Source organism: Noviherbaspirillum humi (assembly GCF_900188095.1).
Lineage (GTDB): Bacteria > Pseudomonadota > Gammaproteobacteria > Burkholderiales > Burkholderiaceae_D > Noviherbaspirillum > Noviherbaspirillum humi.
This window is the reverse complement of the sequence record NZ_FZOT01000025.1, coordinates 32712-47993: the sequence shown is the minus strand read 5'-3', so window position 1 is coordinate 47993 and position 15282 is coordinate 32712. Positions and strand designations below refer to the sequence as shown.

Sequence of the window (15282 nt, the reverse complement as noted above, 5' to 3'; positions counted from 1 at the left end):
GCTTGCCGGCGCTGCGAAGCGTTGTGTTCGTCAGCAGCAGAGAAGCGAGATTATGCGGGGTTTGCTCCTCCCTGTCAACACCTTCGCTGCTTGATCAGCGGTGGCAGGCGGCATTCATTGGTGGTTGAACTTCGGCGGCCGCTTCTCAAGGAAAGCTTTCATGCCTTCTTTTTGATCTTGGGTGCCGAAGGTGCCATGGAACATCCGCCTTTCAAACTGGACGCCATCGCTCAAAGTCGATTCATAGGCACGGTTGATCGATTCCTTGACCATCATGGCGATAGGCAGCGACATCTCGGAAATCGTCTTTGCTGCAGCCATGGCTTCTTCGAGAAGACGCTCCGCTGGCACGATGCGCGAGACTAGCCCCGCCCGTTCGGCTTCGGCGGCATCCATCATCCGGCCGGTGAGGCACATATCCATGGCTTTCGCCTTGGAAACGGCTCGCGGCAAGCGCTGAGTTCCTCCCGCCCCTGGCATGGTGCCTATCTTGATTTCCGGCTGGCCGAATTTCGCAGTATCTGCAGCGATGATGAAGTCGCACATCATCGCGACTTCACAGCCGCCGCCCAGCGCATAGCCTGCGACCGCGGCGATGACCGGCTTGCGCACCTTTCGCAATTGCTCCCAGTTGCGCGTGATGTATTCGCCCTTATAGACATCCATGAAGGTATAGGAGGCCATGGCGCCGATGTCGGCTCCCGCAGCGAAAGCCTTTTCATTGCCGGTCAAGACGATGCACCCGATGCCATCGTCGGTGTCGAGGGTCGCAAGCGCCTGTCCGAGTTCATCCATCAATTGGTCGTTAAGCGCATTCAAGGCTTTCGGCCGGTTAAGACGCACGAGACCGACACGTTCATGAGTTTCGACAATGATGTTCTGATAATCCATGCTGCTCCTCCTGAAAGTTTGGCAATGCGGGCATGGGCGGTGCCGGATTATGCTCGAGCAAGCCTCATGGCTCGACTTGAGCTACCTCAAACAAGCTTTCCCGGAAACGCCTAATCTGAGACTCGATGATGGTACTCGTTTTGGGTACAGCCCGCCGGCTAGTGGGTTCCCATTGGCATGGGGCGCGGGCAATAACAAGAATGAAGTGGGACCACCATCTTCTTCATAGGGAGGCGACATCATGGAACCGGCCAGCGAGCGGAATTTGCATTGGCTGCGCGATCTTCTCACCCAGGCAAGCTTGCAGGCGGAACAGGCAAGCGCAAATACGTGGACCCACATGGCTTTCAACGGCAACGGCAGCGAGGCTGCTTTTCTGACCGATATCTCTTCCGGCACGCCGGCCATGGACCAGTTGCATCATGACGTCTTTCAAGCACTGGATCAGCTGTCGACTGTCCCCGATCAGGAGTTTGCCGCCCGTTTCGGCGCTTTTGTTCACCAGCTTGAGCAAGCTTTCCTGCGCGAGGAGGAGTGGATGGAAGAAGTCGAGCTGCCAAGCCATCGGCCTCACCAGGAGCAGCATGCGCGCGTGCTCGGCGCCCTGCACAATGTCCACATGCGCGTCATGGAGGGCAATCTGGGACTGGGTCGGGAAGTGACTGACCAATTGCTGCCGCTCTGGTTCGCGTTTCACATGTCCACGATGGACACGACGCTGGCCCATGCAATGCAGAGCCGGGCCGCGATCAACAAGGCGCGCTCCAGGCGCGCCCCGACCTTGTCCTGAAGGCGCTTACCGCGCCGCCGTGCTGGATGGCTGCGCCTGTCGGGGCAGCAGCAGCCACATCATGCCGCGCTGCTTCATCCGCCCTGCCTGGTCGCCCGCTTCCTTGCCGAATCCCCAGAAAAAGTCGGCCCGCACGGCGTTGCGGATGGCGCCGCCGGTGTCCTGCGCCAGCACCAGGCGCTGCATCGGGGTGTCCTTGCCAGGATGAGTCGTGGACAAAAATACCGGCACGCCGAGCGGCACGAATTGCGGATCGATGGCGATCGAGCGCTCCGGCGTCAGCGGCACGCCGAGTGCGCCTTTCGGGCCCTTGCGCGGATCCACGATCTTCTCTTCCTTGAAAAACACGTAGCTGGGATTGGCATTCAGCAGTTCCTGCTGCCGCGCCGGATTGGCGAGATACCAGGTGCGGATGGCTTGGGCCGAAGCTTGATCGAGCGTCATCTCGCCCCTGTCCACGAGGTAGCGGCCGATGGACTTGTAAGGATGGCCATTTTGGTCGGCATAGGCGACGCGCACCACTTCCTTGCTGTCGAGCTGCACGCGTCCGGAGCCTTGCACCTGCAGGAAAAATGCTTCGATCGGATCATCCACCCACAGCAGTTCCTTGCCGCCGAGCAGATTGTTCTGGACGATTTCGCCGCGCGTCGCATACGGCACCACCTTGTTGCCGACGACCCGGCCGCGCAGGCGCAGGTTCTTCAGTTCCGGGTAGAGCGATGTCAGATCGACCGTCAGGAGATCCTCGGGCACTCGATAGAGCGGCGTCTGATAGGGGCCGCCGCGCTTGCGCGAGCCGCGCAGCAGCGGCTCGTAGTAGCCGGTCACCAGGCCGGTTTCCGTTCCGTCCGGATTGATGACCTGGAACGGCTGAAGGAAGGTTTCGAAGAACAGGCGCACCGCCTTGGCATTGCCGGCATCGACCGTCGCGGCGATGGCGCAGGGTTCCTTCCACTCGGGCTTCTTCACCAGCACCTCGCATGAAGTGCTGAACGCCGGCCAAGCCTGGCGCAGGTCGTCCCGGCTCCAGCCTGGCAGATCGGAGAAACTTGCCGGCCGCAGCGTTTCCTTCGGCTTTTCAGCCGGTTGCGCCGGCTGAGGCGGCTTTTCGGGCTGAGGCGGCGGCACTGGGGTGGTGGTACAGGCGGCAAGCAGGGATGCGGCGATGAAGGCGGATGCGAGTAGACTGCGGGATGTCGAAAACATGAAGACTGAATGACTATGTGGATATTGTTTCTTGAAGCAGGCGTGGCGTTGTTCCTGCTGGTGTTTATTGTATGGTGGACGATGTTCGCCGGCAAAAAGCCGACTACGCCGCCCGGCAAATCCGCCACACCGCCGGCGCGAAAGGCGGATCAGACGGGCAGCGACGCAGGCGAAACACGGGAATGATGCGCGATGAGACTCAATGCAAGGTGCGCAGCTGGGTGAGAAGGAACTCCGGAATCCTGGCCTGGAACTGCTCCCCGTCTTCGGCGACGCAGAAATAGGTGCCCTGCATCGATCCCTGGGGCGTGGCCAGCGAAGCGCCGCTGGTGTACTCGAACTGCTCGCCCGGGCGCAGCAACGGTTGGTGGCCGACCACGCCCAAGCCCTTCACCTCTTCCACATGATTATTACCGTCGGTGATGATCCAGTGACGAGAGATCAGCTGCGCCGCCACTTGACCGGTGTTCCGGATGGTGACGGCATAGGAAAAGACATAGCGGGACCGCTCCGGCTCGGACTGTTCAGACAGATACTGGGGCTTCACCGACACCGTGAATTCATATGCGGCCATGGGCTTCCTTGTTGTTTGGGCATGACGATCGGTCAGGCGCCCATTGCACACGAAATCCCTTGCGCTGGCAAGGACCGGATTTTTGCGCCGGGGTAGAATAGCGCTTCTTTTTCGCACCGATCCCGCATCACTGTTCCCATGCCTACCTATCGCATCGCTCCCAGCATTCTCTCCGCCGATTTCGCCCGCCTGGGCGAGGAAGTGCGCAACGTCGTGGCCGCCGGCGCCGACATCATCCACTTCGACGTGATGGACAACCATTACGTGCCCAACCTCACCATCGGCCCGCTGGTCTGCGAAGCGATCCGGCCTCATGTGCAGGTGCCGATCGACGTGCATCTGATGGTCAAGCCGGTGGACCGCATCATTCCGGATTTCGCCAAGGCTGGCGCCAACATCATCACCTTTCATCCGGAAGCGTCGGAGCACATCGACCGCAGTTTGCAGCTGATCCGGGACAACGGCTGCAAGGCCGGTCTGGTGTTCAACCCGGCCACGCCGCTGCACTACCTCGACCATGTGATGGACAAGCTGGACATCGTGCTGATCATGTCGGTGAATCCGGGATTCGGCGGACAGAGCTTTATTCCGCAGGCGCTGAAGAAGATCGCCGATGTGCGCCGGCGCATCGACGAGTCCGGCCGCGACATCATGCTGGAGGTGGATGGCGGCATCAAGATCGAGAACATCGCCGAAGCCGCCCGCGCCGGCGCCGACACCTTCGTCGCCGGCTCCGCCATCTTCGGCAAGCCGGATTACAAGGCGGTGATCGACGGCATGCGCCGCGAACTGGCGGCCGCATGAGCGCCTCGCTTTCCGGCATTCGCGCCGCCATCATCGACCTCGACGGCACCCTGCTGCACACAGCGCCCGACTTCCACATTGCCATCAACCGCATGCGTAACGAGCTCGACCTAGCGCCGGTAGGCATCGAGACGATCGAGCGCTTCGTCGGCAAGGGCACCGAGCACCTGGTACGCCAGATCATCGGGCTGGACTACGATCAGCCGACGGTTCAGGAGCGCCTGACCCCGGCGCTGGACTCTTATCACCGTCACTACCACGCCATCAACGGCGACCATGTCACTCTCTATCCGCAAGTGAAGGAAGGCCTGGAAGCGCTGCGCGCCAAGGGCCTGCGCCTGGCCTGCGTCACCAACAAGCCGGTTGGCTTCGCCGTGCCGCTGCTGGAGAAGACCGGCCTTGCCTTCTGGTTCGAGCTGGTTTATGGCGGCGATTCCTTCGCCCGCAAGAAGCCGGACCCGTATCCGCTGCTGCAGGTGTGCAAGGCGTTCGGCCTGGAGCCGCATCAGGTGGTGGCCATCGGCGATTCGACCAACGATGCCGAGGCTGCCCGCGCCGCCGGCTGCCGCAGCCTGACCGTGCCCTACGGCTACAATCACGGGCAGCCTGTACAGGAAATCGATTCCGATGGTATAGTTTCCACGCTGCTTGACGCGGCCCATATCATCTCCGGATAAACATCACTTCTATGTTTCTGACCGAAAAACGTGACGTAACACTGTCGGGCGCCCATGAGGCCTGGCTGTGGCGACGCTGGCAATCCTGGACCAACTGATCCTGATCGCCGCCAATCATCATTGATGATCTGGCAACGTTTTTTGCATATCACCTCCGCCGTTGACTGACTCTGGCTCTACAATGGCGGCCCGGAGAGGAACATGACCGAACTCGAATTCAAATCGCTTGCCACGCAAGGCTACAACCGCATTCCACTGATCGCCGAAGCTTTCGCCGACCTCGAAACTCCGCTGTCGCTCTACCTCAAGCTGGCCCAGTCCCAGAACACCGGCAAGAACACCTTCCTGCTCGAGTCGGTGGTGGGTGGAGAGCGTTTCGGCCGCTACTCCTTCATCGGCCTGCCCGCCTCCACCCTGATGCGCAGCTACGGCCGCCGCATCGAAGTGGTCAAGCATGGCGAAGTGGTCGAATCGCACGAGGGCGATCCGCTCGATTTCATCGCCGAATTCCAGTCCCGCTTCCGGGTAGCGATGCGCCCCGGCATGCCGCGCTTCTGCGGCGGCCTGGCCGGCTACTTCGGCTACGACGCGGTGCGCCACATCGAGAAGCGCCTGGCCGATTCGGCGCCCAAGGATGAACTCGGACTGCCCGACATCCAGCTGCTGGTGACCGAGGAACTGGCCGTCATCGACAACCTGTCCGGCAAGCTGTACCTGATCGTCTACGCCGACCCGACCCAGCCGGAAGCCTATTCCCGAAGCCGCCAGCGATTGAAGGACTTGCGCGCCATGCTGCGCCGCGTGGTCGACGTGCCGGTGACTTCCGCTTCGGTGCGCACCGAATCCTTCCGCGGCTTCGACAAGGCCGATTACCTGAAGGCGGTGGCGAAGGCCAAGGAGTACATCATGGCCGGCGATCTGATGCAGGTACAGGTCGGCCAGCGCATCACCAAGCCCTACGTCGATTCGCCGCTGTCGCTGTACCGCGCGCTGCGATCGCTGAATCCGTCGCCCTATATGTATTTCTATAATTTCGGCGACATGCAGATCGTCGGCGCCTCGCCGGAAATCCTGGTGCGCAACGAGACGCTCGCCGATGGCGACAAGAAGGTCACGATCCGTCCGCTCGCCGGCACCCGGCCGCGCGGCTCCACGCCGGAGCGCGATGCGGAACTGGCCACCGAGCTGCTGTCGGATCCGAAGGAAATCGCCGAGCATGTGATGCTGATCGACCTGGCCCGCAACGACATCGGCCGCATCGCCCAGACCGGCAGCGTCAAGGTCACCGACAAGATGGTGATCGAGAAATACTCTCACGTGCAGCACATCGTCTCCAACGTCGAAGGCCTGCTCAAGCCGGGCATGTCGAACATCGACGTGTTCAAGGCCACCTTCCCCGCCGGCACCCTGTCCGGCGCGCCCAAGGTGCGGGCGATGGAGCTGATCGACGAGCTGGAGCCGACCAAGCGCGGCATCTACGGCGGCGCCTGCGGCTATCTCTCCTTCGGCGGCGAGATGGACCTGGCGATCGCCATCCGCACCGGCGTCATCAAGGACGGCATGCTGCATGTGCAGGCGGCCGCCGGCGTGGTCGCCGATTCCATCCCCGAGATGGAGTGGCTGGAAACCGAGAACAAGGCGCGCGCCGTGCTGCGCGCCGCCGAGCAAGTGCAAGACGGACTGGATGGGGAGCTGTGACATGCTGCTGATGATCGACAACTACGACTCCTTTACCTACAACCTGGTGCAGTATTTCGGTGAACTCGGCGAAGAGGTGCGCACCTTCCGCAACGATGAAATCACGCTGGAGCAGATCAGGGAACTGAACCCGGACCGCATCTGCATTTCACCCGGCCCCTGCTCGCCGCATGAGGCTGGCATCTCGGTGCCGGTGCTGCAGGAATTCGGCGGCAAGCTGCCGATTCTCGGCGTCTGCCTCGGCCACCAGAGCATCGGCGCCGCCTTCGGCGGCAAGGTGGTGCGGGCCAAGCAGGTCATGCACGGCAAGACCTCGACGATCGAGCACACCGGCGAAGGCGTGTTCGAGGGCTTGCCCAGCCCCTACACCATCATCCGCTACCACTCGCTGGCGATCGAGCGTGAATCGCTGCCCGCCTGCCTGGAAGTGACCGCCTGGACCGAGGATGGCGAGATCATGGGCGTGCGCCACAAGACATATGACATCGAAGGCGTGCAGTTTCATCCGGAATCCATCCTGTCGGAACATGGGCATGCGTTGTTGAAGAACTTTTTGGAGCGGGGCAAGTAGGCTCTGCGGTTACACCTCCTTCTTTATCGATTTACCGAAACCCATCCCCGCCCTAACCCTCCCCTTGAAGGGGAGGGAATGTTAGCGGTTGCTTGAAGCGGGCAGCTGTGATGGGACTCACCAATTCTCTCTTCGGGACGAAGAACATGCCCATCACGCCGCAACAAGCCCTCCTGCGCTGCATCGAGCACCGCGAAATCTTTCATGATGAAATGCTGTCCCTGTTCCGCAGGATCATGGGCGGCGAAATGTCGCCGGTGATGATTGCGGCCCTGACCATGGGCCTGCGGGTGAAGAAGGAAACCATTGGCGAGATCGCCGCCGCGGCGCAGGTGATGCGCGAATTCGCGACCAAGGTGCCACTGGCGTCCAGCGACAACCTGCTCGACATCGTCGGCACCGGCGGCGACGGCGCCCATACCTTCAACATTTCCACCGCCTCCATGTTCGTGGCCGCGGCTGCCGGCATCCGCGTGGCCAAGCATGGCGGCCGCAGCGTCTCGTCCTCGTCGGGCAGCGCCGACGTGCTGGAAGCCCTCGGCGCCAACATCATGCTGTCGCCGGAGCAGGTGGCGCAGTCGGTCGAGGAAACCGGCATCGGCTTCATGTTCGCGCCCAACCACCATGCCGCGATGAAGCATGCGGCCCCGGTGCGGCGCGAACTCGGCGTGCGCACCATTTTCAACATCCTTGGCCCGCTGACCAACCCGGCCGGCGCGCCCAACATCCTGATGGGCGTGTTCCATCCCGACCTGGTTGGCATCCAGGTGCGGGTGCTGCAGCGCCTCGGGGCGCAGCATGCGCTGGTGGTCTGGGGGCGCGACAACATGGACGAGGTTTCGCTCGGCGCCGGCACCATGGTGGGCGAACTGGTGAACGGCGAGATCCGCGAATATGAAATCCATCCGGAGGACTTCGGCCTGCAGATGGTCGCCTCGCGCAATCTGAAGGTGGCCGACGCCGAGGAATCCAAGCAGAAAATCTTCGAAGCGCTCGATGACACGCCCGGACCGGTGCGCGACATCGTGGTGCTCAATGCCGGCGCGGCGCTGTATGCCGGCGGCGCCGTCGCATCCATTGCCGACGGCTTGATCAAGGCGGCGGAAACCATCGGCTCCGGCGCGGCGCGGGCCAAGCTGGAGCAGTTCGTGCGCGTCACCCAGCAACTCAGCAAGGCTTGATATGTCCGACATTCTTGAAAAAATCCTGGCGGTGAAGGCCGACGAAGTCGCCGCCGCGAAAAAATACCGCGACCTCAACAGCCTGCGCCGGGAGGTGGAAACCGATGCCGAGCTGCGCCGCTCGCTGCGCGGCTTCGAAGCCAGCCTGCGCGGGAAGATCGCCGCGGGCAAGGCGGGCGTGATCGCCGAAGTGAAGAAAGCATCGCCGTCCAAAGGCCTGCTGCGGGAGAACTTCCAGCCGGCGCAGATCGCCGAAAGCTATGCCGAGCATGGCGCCGCCTGCCTGTCGGTGCTGACCGACGAGAAATTCTTCCAGGGCGCGCCCGACTATCTGAAGCAGGCGCGCGCTGCCTGCCCGCTGCCGGTGCTGCGCAAGGATTTCATGGTGGATTTGTATCAGGTCTACGAAGCGCGTTCCTGGGGCGCCGATTGCATCCTGCTGATCGTGGCGGCACTGGACCATGGGGTGATGGCCGAACTTGAAGCTTGCGCTCTCGAACTCGGCATGAGCGTGCTGGTGGAGGTGCATGACCAGCAAGAGCTGGAAGCGGCGCTCAAGCTGAAGACCGCCCTGCTCGGCATCAACAACCGCAATCTGCGCACCTTCGATACCAGTCTGGACACCACCCTCGGCCTGCTGCCACGCATCGCGCCGGACAAGCTGGTGGTGACCGAATCCGGCATCCGCAACGCCGACGACGTCAAGCGCATGCGTGACGCCGACGTGCATGCCTTCCTGGTGGGGGAAGCCTTCATGCGCGCGCCGGAACCCGGCGTGGAGCTGGCGCGGCTGTTCGGCTGATTTCCTTCTTCGTCAATCGCGGTCGGTCAGCAAGGTGCTGGCCACCAGCCCCAAGGCCAGCGCGCCGTAGATCAGCGCCATCGACTTGCCGGACAGATGGTATTCATAGCCGGGCGTGAAGCGCTTAGGCACGAGATGGTAGTCCGTGACATAGGCGCCGGCGCTCACCAGCGCCGCGCCGAGGGCCGGCGTCATGGCGGACCCGCCCTTCAGCACGCCGCCACGCCGGCCGGCAAACCACTTCTCGTAGATCGCGGCCCACATGATGGCGGCCGCATGATTGAGCAGAAAACCGGAAGCCGTATATTTCATCGAGACATCGTCATGCCGCGCGGCTTCGTCGCCCCACAGGATGTGGCTGGTGGCATTCAGCGGCGCCGCATAGGAGCCGGCTTCGCGCTTGCCGTTCATGGCCGTGGCGAGGGCGGTGGCCATGCCAGCCAGGGTGCCCGTTACCAGCGAGCGCGCCGTCACAGTCTTTCCGAGTTGCATGCTGCTTCCTTTCCTGACGGGCCCGTCGGCCCGCCGTGTCAATCAATCAGTGAAACTTGCGCAGGGCTTCCGGCTTGTGCGCCGCCTGTGCGCCGGTTTCATCGCTTTGCACCAAGTATTGCGGATCATCCTTCGAAGCCACCACATGATGGCCGCGGATCTGCGTCGGCGAGGTCAGCTTTCGCTTCACCGTGCCGGAAATGGTTCCCTGGGACGATTCCCACTGCACCTTGTCACCTCGCTTGAATATCTGCGTCATCGCATTTCCTTTGCGAACATGGGCGGTGTAAAAAGCGGCAGGCTTTTGTAGCAGGTACACTCGGCCCGCTTTTCAACCGCGGAGTTATGGGGAAGAGCGGGAGAATCCGCAAGCTTCATGCCATCGGCTGCAACGTGGCACCGGACCTTGTCGGAAATAAAAAAGCGCGGCCATACCGCGCTTTTGTCCAGGAACCGGACGAGAAATCAGGATAGCCAAAGCGCCCGCTGCCGCGCCGCCGCCACCGGTTTTTCCTCGGCGGTCAGGCTTACCTTGGGTACGTCGCCAGTGCCGAGCTGAGCCTCGAACGCCAGCAGTTCATCGCGGCGGAACACATGCAGCATCACCGCATCGCCCGGCCGGTAGCGCGACAGCAGCGTGTCGAGATTGCTGGTCGTCACCCGCAAGCCATCCACCGCCACCAGAAGATCGCCGCCCGATACGCCGGCACGGTGAGCCGCCCCGCCTTCGTAGACATTGGCCACCTTGCAGTCGCTGCCCTCGCGGCTGGTGCGGATGCCGAGGCTGGGCTTGCCATCCTTGCGGTCGTCTGCATAGTCGATGCCGAGCGGCGCCAGCAGCTTTTGCAGCGGCAGGTCGTCGGTGCCGCGCACATAGCGGTCGAAGAAGCGCTTCAGCTTCACGCCGGCGATCTCGTCGAACAGGGCGTAGACCTCCGCCTCGGTCACGCCGCGGCCTTCGCCCGCGCCTTCGTGGAATTCGCGGCCGTACCGCTGCCACAGGGCGCGCATGATGTCGTCCAACGTACGCTTGCCGCGCGTCTCCTGGCGGATGGTGAGGTCCAGGGCCAGGCCGACCAGCGAACCCTTGGCGTAGTAGCTGACGATGGCATTCGGCGCGTTCTCGTCCTGACGATAGTACTTGGTCCAGGCATCGAAGCTGGACTCGGCCACCGACTGCTTGGTGCGGCCGCTGCCGCGCAGCACGCCGTTAATAGCCTTGGACAGCAGCTTGAGATAGTCCTGTTCGCCGATGAGGCCGCTGCGCACCAGCATCAGGTCATCGTAGTAGCTGGTGAAGCCCTCGAACAGCCACAGCAGCGGCGTGTAGACCTCGTTCTGCAAGTCGTAGGGCGCGAAGGCCGCCGGCTTGATGCGCTTGACGTTCCAGGTATGAAAATACTCGTGGCTGCACAGGCCGAGATAGGTGCGGTACCCCTCGCTCATCTCCTTCACGCCCTGCACCGGCAGATCGGCGCGGGAGCAGATCAGCGCGGTGGAAGCGCGGTGCTCCAATCCGCCGTAGCCGTCGCCCACCGCCAGCGTCATGAACACGTAGCGCTTTATCGGCGCCTTCTTCGTGCGCGGCTCGAACAGGGCGATCTGCGCCTCGCATACCTGCTTCAGGTCTGCGGCGAGGCGCGCCATGTCGAGGTTCGGCACCTGGCCGGTAATGACGATGTCGTGCGGCACGCCGTGGGCGCGGAAAGTGGCCAGCTCGAAATTGCCCATTTCCACCGGATGGTCGATCAGTTCATCGTAATCGTCGGCGACATAGGTGCCGAAACCGTAGCGCTTGGCCTTGAGCTCGCGCAGCGCGGTGGCCACGCGCCAGGAACGGAAGTACTCGCCCTCGGCATTGCGGATGTCGACCACATGCGGCAGCCGCTCCTGCCCTTCCACCCGCAGGAACACGCTGGTGCCGTTGAAGAAGCCATGGGTCTGGTCGAGATGGGCGGCGCGCACCGACAGGTCCCAGGCATAAACTTCGTAATGCAGCTGCAGTGGGCCGTCGCATGGCTCGGCCTGCCAGCTGTGCTTGTCGAGCTTGGTCAAAGCCAGCGGCTTGCCGTCGCCCATGGCCTGGATGCGCACGATGTTGCGGGCGAATTCGCGGATCATGTAGCTGCCTGGAATCCAGGCCGGCAGCAGGAAGCGCTGGCCGGCGGGATCGGGGGATTCGACCGTCAGCGTGATACCGAACAGGTGGGCGGCGGGATCGACCGGCGTGATGGTGTAGTGGATGGCGTTCTTCATCTTATCCTCGGGTGTTGGCGCCGATGACCGACAGCAGCAGGCTGGCGACGACGATGATGGTCAGGCGCAGCCGCAGCGTCAGCATCCAGCCGGGCATGCCGTACAGCGGGAACAGCCGCCTGTCGGCCTGATAGGCGGCGATGAAGCCAGCCATCAGCACGGCGAAGCCGAAGCCGCCGGCCATGGTGGAGAACCAGGCAAGCAGAGACGGTATCACGCTCCAGACCAGCGCCTTGCGGCTTTGTTCCGCCGAAAGATTGTTCGAGGTCAGCGCCAGGCTCCAGTGCAGGCCGCCGAGGAAGGAGAGAATCGCGATGCCATAGGCGAGCTGGCCCTGGATGAAATCGCCGATCCAGCTCTTCTCCACCACCCAGCAGCCGATGGCCAGCAGCACGAAGGGAATGAGTCCGGCATAGCCGAGCTGATGGGCGAGACGCTCGCGGGAGGCGGGGTTCTGCATGGTCGATGTCGCCGGCGCCGCCGGCATGCGCAATGGAAAGACCGCTAGTGTAGCGACATTGCCATGCCTATGGTTGGATCGGCAAGTCGCCCGGCTGGTCGATGTCGCGATGGATGCCGGGGTCATCCACCGCCACTTCCGTCACCGGATGGGCGCGCAGCAGGCGGCGCGCGCCTTCGTCGCCGCCGAGAGAGAGCAGTTCCGGCAAATGCCTGCGGCTGAAGGCCACCGGATTCCCGCGCCTGCCCTCCCGCACGGGCACGGCAATATCCGCACCGGCAACGAGCGCGGCTTGCAGCGCCTGCAGGGTGGAAGACTGAATGAAGGGCATGTCGGCCAGCGCGATGATCCAGCCGTCGGCCGCCTCCCGCCGGCGCAGCGCATGCACCAGCGAGGCCCCCATGCCCTGGCCGGACTCCGCGCAGAGGCTCACCTCGCAGTCTGCCTCGCGCAGGGCGGCGGCCAGCCGCGGCGCATCCGGCCGCACCACCGCCAGCACATTCGGCAGCACGGCGCACAAGGCGTGTGCCGAGGCCACCGCTACCGGCATGCCGCCGGGCAGCGACTGCATCAGCTTGTCCTGCACGCCGGCCGGATCGAAGCGGGTGCCGCGGCCGGCGGCGAGCAAAATGCCTGCGATGCCGCGCTTGCCTTGAGCCATGACTGCGCTCAAGCCGCCGGAAGGTTGAACGGCAGCTCGCGCAGGCGCTTGCCGGTGAGGCGCGCCAGCGCGTTGGCGAAGGCCGGCGCCAGCGGCGGCAGGCCGGGTTCGCCCATGCCGGTCGGCGGCTCGGTGGAGGGCACGATGTGCACCGCGATGCGCGGCATGTCCGGCATGCGGGCGACGACGTAATCGCCGAAGTTCTGCTGCTGCACCACGCCATCCTTCAGCGTGATGGCGGCGCCCGGCAGCGTGGTGCCCAGGCCCATCAGCGCCGCGCCCTGGACCTGCGCTTCCACCGACAAGGGATTGACGGCGAGATTGCAGTGCACGGCAGCGGTGACCGCATGCAGCTTGGGCACCCCCTTGTCGAAGGACGCTTCCACCACATAGGCCACCACCGAATCGAAGGACTCGTGCAGTGCCACGCCGAAGGCCTGGCCGGCCGGCAGCCTGCGCTTGCCATAGCCGGACTTGGCCACCGCCAGGTCCAGCGCGGCCAGATGGCGCGGATGCTTGTCGCCGATCAGCTGGCGGCGGTAGGCGACCGGGTCGGTGTTGGCCAGCTGCGCGAGTTCGTCGATCAGGGTTTCCATGACGAAGGCGGTATGGGTGGAGCCGACGGAGCGCCACCACAGCACCGGCACGTTGGCCTTGGCATTGTGCACCGACAGCTTCAGCGGCAGCGCATAGGGCTCGCCCATGCCTTCGACCATGGTGGCATCGACGCCATTCTTCACCATGACCGGCTCGAACGGCGTGCCGGTGAGGATGGATTGGCCGACGATGGTGTGGTTCCAGGCCAGCACCTTGCCCTGCGCATCCAGGCCGATTTCGGCGCGGTGCACATGGGCCGGGCGGTAGTAGCCGCCGCGGATGTCATCCTCCCGGCTCCATACCAGCTTGATCGGCGCATTGCCGCCGGACGCTTTCCAGGCTTTCGCCACGTTGACCGCTTCCACCAGATAGTCCGAGGTCGGCACCGCGCGCCGGCCGAAACCGCCGCCGGCCATCATGGTGTTGAGCGTGACTTGCTCGGGCTTCAAGCCGGCGGTGGCGGCGATGGCCATCTGGTCCACCGTCTGGAACTGGGTGCCGGCCCAGACCTGGCAGGCATCCGCCTTCAGATCCACCACGCAGTTCAGCGGCTCCATCGGCGCATGCGCCAGATACGGAAAGCTGTACTCCGCCACCAGCTTCTTCGGCGCATCGGCCAGCTTCGACACGTCGGCCTCGCGGGCGACGATGCCGGGCTGCTGCGCCAGTTCGCGGTACCGTGCCATCTGGGCGGCGCTGTCCACCTTTTCCACCTGGCTCGCATCCCAGTCGATGGCAAGCGCATCGCGGCCGAGCTTGGCCGGCCAGTAACCCTCGGCGATGACCGCCACCCCGCTGCCGCCGCGGTCGGTCGGCACTTCCAGCACCGCCAGCACGCCTTTCACCGCACGGGCCTTGCTGGCGTCGAACTTTGCCACGCGGGCGCCGAACACCGGCGGGCGGGCCACCAGCGCCGTCTTCATGCCGGGCAGGCTGACGTCCATGCCGAACTGCTGGCGGCCGCTCGACTTGGCGCGCGCATCCAGGCGCCGCTGCGGCTTGCCGATGTAGCGGAACTGCTTCGCATCCTTCAGGCTGACCTGCTCCGGCAGCGGCTGCTTCATCGCCGCATCGGCCAGCTGGCCATAGGCGGCGCGCTTGCCGTTGGGGCCGATCACCACGCCGCGCTCGGTGCGGCATTGCGCCGGGCTGACCTGCCACTGCTCGGCGGCGGCGGCGATCAGCATGGCGCGGGCCCGTGCGCCGATCTCGCGGTACTGCATGAAGGAGTGCTTGAGCGCGGTGGAGCCGCCGGTCATCTGCATGCCGAACATCGGGTCCTTGTACATCTCGCCCGCCGGCGCCAGCACGCTCTTCATCTGCGACCAGTCGGCATCCAGCTCCTCGGCGATCAGCATGGTCAGGCCGGTGTTGACGCCCTGGCCGAACTCCAGCCGGTTGATGGCGACGGTGATGCTGTTGTCCGGCGCGATGCGCAGGAAGGCATTCGGCGCGTAATTCGTCTTGGCTGCCTGGGCGCGGGCGAGCCGGCCCATGCCGGGCACGAAGAAGCCCAGCACCAGGCCGCCGCCGGCAACGCCGGCCGCCTTCAGGAAGCCCCGGCGCGACAGGCCGGCCATGTTTTCATCCCGCTTCATCGATTCGATTCGCATGCCGTTCTC

17 protein-coding genes are annotated in these 15282 nt (G+C 63.9%); 8 read left to right on the top strand and 9 right to left on the bottom strand.

Annotated features, from left to right (window positions below; translation table 11 throughout):
• Nucleotides 1-114 precede the first annotated feature (114 nt).
• Entirely contained in the window at nucleotides 115-891 is a 777-nt protein-coding gene (locus CHB88_RS22440) for an enoyl-CoA hydratase (RefSeq protein ID WP_089401587.1), read from the bottom strand.
• Between the two features lie 241 nt (nucleotides 892-1132).
• On the opposite strand from CHB88_RS22440, the gene CHB88_RS22435 reads away from it, so the two are divergent.
• Nucleotides 1133-1681 carry a hemerythrin domain-containing protein gene (locus CHB88_RS22435; protein WP_089401586.1) on the top strand — a complete coding sequence of 183 codons (549 nt, stop codon included), beginning with the start codon at nucleotides 1133-1135 and terminating at the stop codon, nucleotides 1679-1681.
• Between the two features lie 6 nt (nucleotides 1682-1687).
• Here CHB88_RS22435 and mltA read toward each other — a convergent pair whose 3' ends face one another.
• Nucleotides 1688-2887, bottom strand: a complete 1200-nt coding sequence (mltA, locus tag CHB88_RS22430) for a murein transglycosylase A (protein WP_089401585.1) — start codon at nucleotides 2885-2887, stop codon at nucleotides 1688-1690.
• 9 nt (nucleotides 2888-2896) lie between these two features.
• Here mltA and CHB88_RS25300 point away from each other — a divergent pair, with 9 nt between their 5' ends.
• Entirely contained in the window at nucleotides 2897-3073 is a 177-nt protein-coding gene (locus CHB88_RS25300; protein ID WP_176442606.1) for a hypothetical protein, read from the top strand.
• A 13-nt stretch (nucleotides 3074-3086) separates the two neighbouring features.
• Here CHB88_RS25300 and apaG read toward each other — a convergent pair whose 3' ends face one another.
• Complete coding sequence (gene apaG, locus CHB88_RS22425) at nucleotides 3087-3461, bottom strand: Co2+/Mg2+ efflux protein ApaG (RefSeq protein ID WP_089401584.1); 375 nt, start codon at nucleotides 3459-3461, stop codon at nucleotides 3087-3089.
• Between the two features lie 138 nt (nucleotides 3462-3599).
• Between apaG and rpe the strand changes: the two genes are divergently transcribed.
• The 6 genes from rpe to trpC all read left to right on the top strand — a co-directional run bounded on the left by rpe (nucleotide 3600) and on the right by trpC (nucleotide 9194).
• The gene (gene rpe, locus CHB88_RS22420) at nucleotides 3600-4265 is read left to right on the top strand and encodes a ribulose-phosphate 3-epimerase (protein WP_089401583.1); all 666 of its coding nucleotides are present in this window, start codon (nucleotides 3600-3602) and stop codon (nucleotides 4263-4265) included.
• Nucleotides 4262-4942, top strand: coding sequence for a phosphoglycolate phosphatase (locus CHB88_RS22415; protein WP_089401582.1), 681 nt, complete (start codon nucleotides 4262-4264; stop codon nucleotides 4940-4942). The genes rpe and CHB88_RS22415 overlap by 4 nt, the downstream gene beginning before the upstream one ends.
• 201 nt (nucleotides 4943-5143) lie before the next feature.
• On the top strand, nucleotides 5144-6640 hold the full coding sequence (gene trpE, locus CHB88_RS22410) for an anthranilate synthase component I (RefSeq protein ID WP_089401581.1): 1497 nt from the start codon (nucleotides 5144-5146) through the stop codon (nucleotides 6638-6640).
• Nucleotide 6641: 1 nt separating this feature from the next.
• Nucleotides 6642-7211, top strand: a complete 570-nt coding sequence (locus CHB88_RS22405; protein WP_089401580.1) for an aminodeoxychorismate/anthranilate synthase component II — start codon at nucleotides 6642-6644, stop codon at nucleotides 7209-7211.
• 146 nt (nucleotides 7212-7357) lie between these two features.
• Complete coding sequence (gene trpD, locus CHB88_RS22400) at nucleotides 7358-8392, top strand: anthranilate phosphoribosyltransferase (RefSeq protein WP_089401593.1); 1035 nt, start codon at nucleotides 7358-7360, stop codon at nucleotides 8390-8392.
• A gap of 1 nt (nucleotide 8393) precedes the next feature.
• Nucleotides 8394-9194: an indole-3-glycerol phosphate synthase TrpC gene (gene trpC / locus CHB88_RS22395; RefSeq protein WP_089401579.1), complete on the top strand. Its 801-nt coding sequence runs from the start codon at nucleotides 8394-8396 to the stop codon at nucleotides 9192-9194.
• A 12-nt stretch (nucleotides 9195-9206) separates the two neighbouring features.
• Here the strand turns inward: trpC and CHB88_RS22390 are convergent, their stop codons facing one another.
• The 6 genes from CHB88_RS22390 to CHB88_RS22365 all read right to left on the bottom strand — a co-directional run bounded on the left by CHB88_RS22390 (nucleotide 9207) and on the right by CHB88_RS22365 (nucleotide 15273).
• Nucleotides 9207-9686 carry a hypothetical protein gene (locus tag CHB88_RS22390; RefSeq protein WP_089401578.1) on the bottom strand — a complete coding sequence of 160 codons (480 nt, stop codon included), beginning with the start codon at nucleotides 9684-9686 and terminating at the stop codon, nucleotides 9207-9209.
• A 46-nt stretch (nucleotides 9687-9732) separates the two neighbouring features.
• Nucleotides 9733-9945, bottom strand: coding sequence for a hypervirulence associated TUDOR domain-containing protein (locus CHB88_RS22385; protein ID WP_089401577.1), 213 nt, complete (start codon nucleotides 9943-9945; stop codon nucleotides 9733-9735).
• Nucleotides 9946-10151: 206 nt separating this feature from the next.
• The gene (locus CHB88_RS22380; protein WP_089401576.1) at nucleotides 10152-11942 is read right to left on the bottom strand and encodes a M61 family metallopeptidase; all 1791 of its coding nucleotides are present in this window, start codon (nucleotides 11940-11942) and stop codon (nucleotides 10152-10154) included.
• Between the two features lies 1 nt (nucleotide 11943).
• A complete protein-coding gene (locus tag CHB88_RS22375) occupies nucleotides 11944-12402 on the bottom strand; it encodes a DUF3429 domain-containing protein (RefSeq protein WP_089401592.1) in 459 nt (152 codons plus the stop codon).
• Nucleotides 12403-12469: 67 nt separating this feature from the next.
• On the bottom strand, nucleotides 12470-13063 hold the full coding sequence (locus CHB88_RS22370) for a nucleotidyltransferase family protein (RefSeq protein ID WP_089401575.1): 594 nt from the start codon (nucleotides 13061-13063) through the stop codon (nucleotides 12470-12472).
• Between the two features lie 8 nt (nucleotides 13064-13071).
• Nucleotides 13072-15273, bottom strand: a complete 2202-nt coding sequence (locus tag CHB88_RS22365; protein ID WP_089401574.1) for a xanthine dehydrogenase family protein molybdopterin-binding subunit — start codon at nucleotides 15271-15273, stop codon at nucleotides 13072-13074.
• Nucleotides 15274-15282: the final 9 nt, after the last annotated feature.

Excerpts from the sequence above, each read along its gene's own strand:
- CHB88_RS22370 (WP_089401575.1), bottom strand. The coding sequence starts at position 13,063 with ATGGCTCAAGGCAAGCGCGGCATCGCAGGCATTTTGCTCGCCGCCGGC.
- CHB88_RS22405 (WP_089401580.1), top strand. The coding sequence starts at position 6,642 with ATGCTGCTGATGATCGACAACTACGACTCCTTTACCTACAACCTGGTG.
- CHB88_RS22415 (WP_089401582.1), top strand. The coding sequence starts at position 4,262 with ATGAGCGCCTCGCTTTCCGGCATTCGCGCCGCCATCATCGACCTCGAC.
- CHB88_RS25300 (WP_176442606.1), top strand. The coding sequence starts at position 2,897 with ATGACTATGTGGATATTGTTTCTTGAAGCAGGCGTGGCGTTGTTCCTG.
- mltA (WP_089401585.1), bottom strand. The coding sequence starts at position 2,887 with ATGTTTTCGACATCCCGCAGTCTACTCGCATCCGCCTTCATCGCCGCA.
- CHB88_RS22375 (WP_089401592.1), bottom strand. The coding sequence starts at position 12,402 with ATGCAGAACCCCGCCTCCCGCGAGCGTCTCGCCCATCAGCTCGGCTAT.
- CHB88_RS22385 (WP_089401577.1), bottom strand. The coding sequence starts at position 9,945 with ATGACGCAGATATTCAAGCGAGGTGACAAGGTGCAGTGGGAATCGTCC.
- CHB88_RS22440 (WP_089401587.1), bottom strand. The coding sequence starts at position 891 with ATGGATTATCAGAACATCATTGTCGAAACTCATGAACGTGTCGGTCTC.
- CHB88_RS22365 (WP_089401574.1), bottom strand. The coding sequence starts at position 15,273 with ATGCGAATCGAATCGATGAAGCGGGATGAAAACATGGCCGGCCTGTCG.
- trpE (WP_089401581.1), top strand. The coding sequence starts at position 5,144 with ATGACCGAACTCGAATTCAAATCGCTTGCCACGCAAGGCTACAACCGC.
- CHB88_RS22390 (WP_089401578.1), bottom strand. The coding sequence starts at position 9,686 with ATGCAACTCGGAAAGACTGTGACGGCGCGCTCGCTGGTAACGGGCACC.
- CHB88_RS22380 (WP_089401576.1), bottom strand. The coding sequence starts at position 11,942 with ATGAAGAACGCCATCCACTACACCATCACGCCGGTCGATCCCGCCGCC.
- CHB88_RS22435 (WP_089401586.1), top strand. The coding sequence starts at position 1,133 with ATGGAACCGGCCAGCGAGCGGAATTTGCATTGGCTGCGCGATCTTCTC.
- trpD (WP_089401593.1), top strand. The coding sequence starts at position 7,358 with ATGCCCATCACGCCGCAACAAGCCCTCCTGCGCTGCATCGAGCACCGC.
- rpe (WP_089401583.1), top strand. The coding sequence starts at position 3,600 with ATGCCTACCTATCGCATCGCTCCCAGCATTCTCTCCGCCGATTTCGCC.
- apaG (WP_089401584.1), bottom strand. The coding sequence starts at position 3,461 with ATGGCCGCATATGAATTCACGGTGTCGGTGAAGCCCCAGTATCTGTCT.
- trpC (WP_089401579.1), top strand. The coding sequence starts at position 8,394 with ATGTCCGACATTCTTGAAAAAATCCTGGCGGTGAAGGCCGACGAAGTC.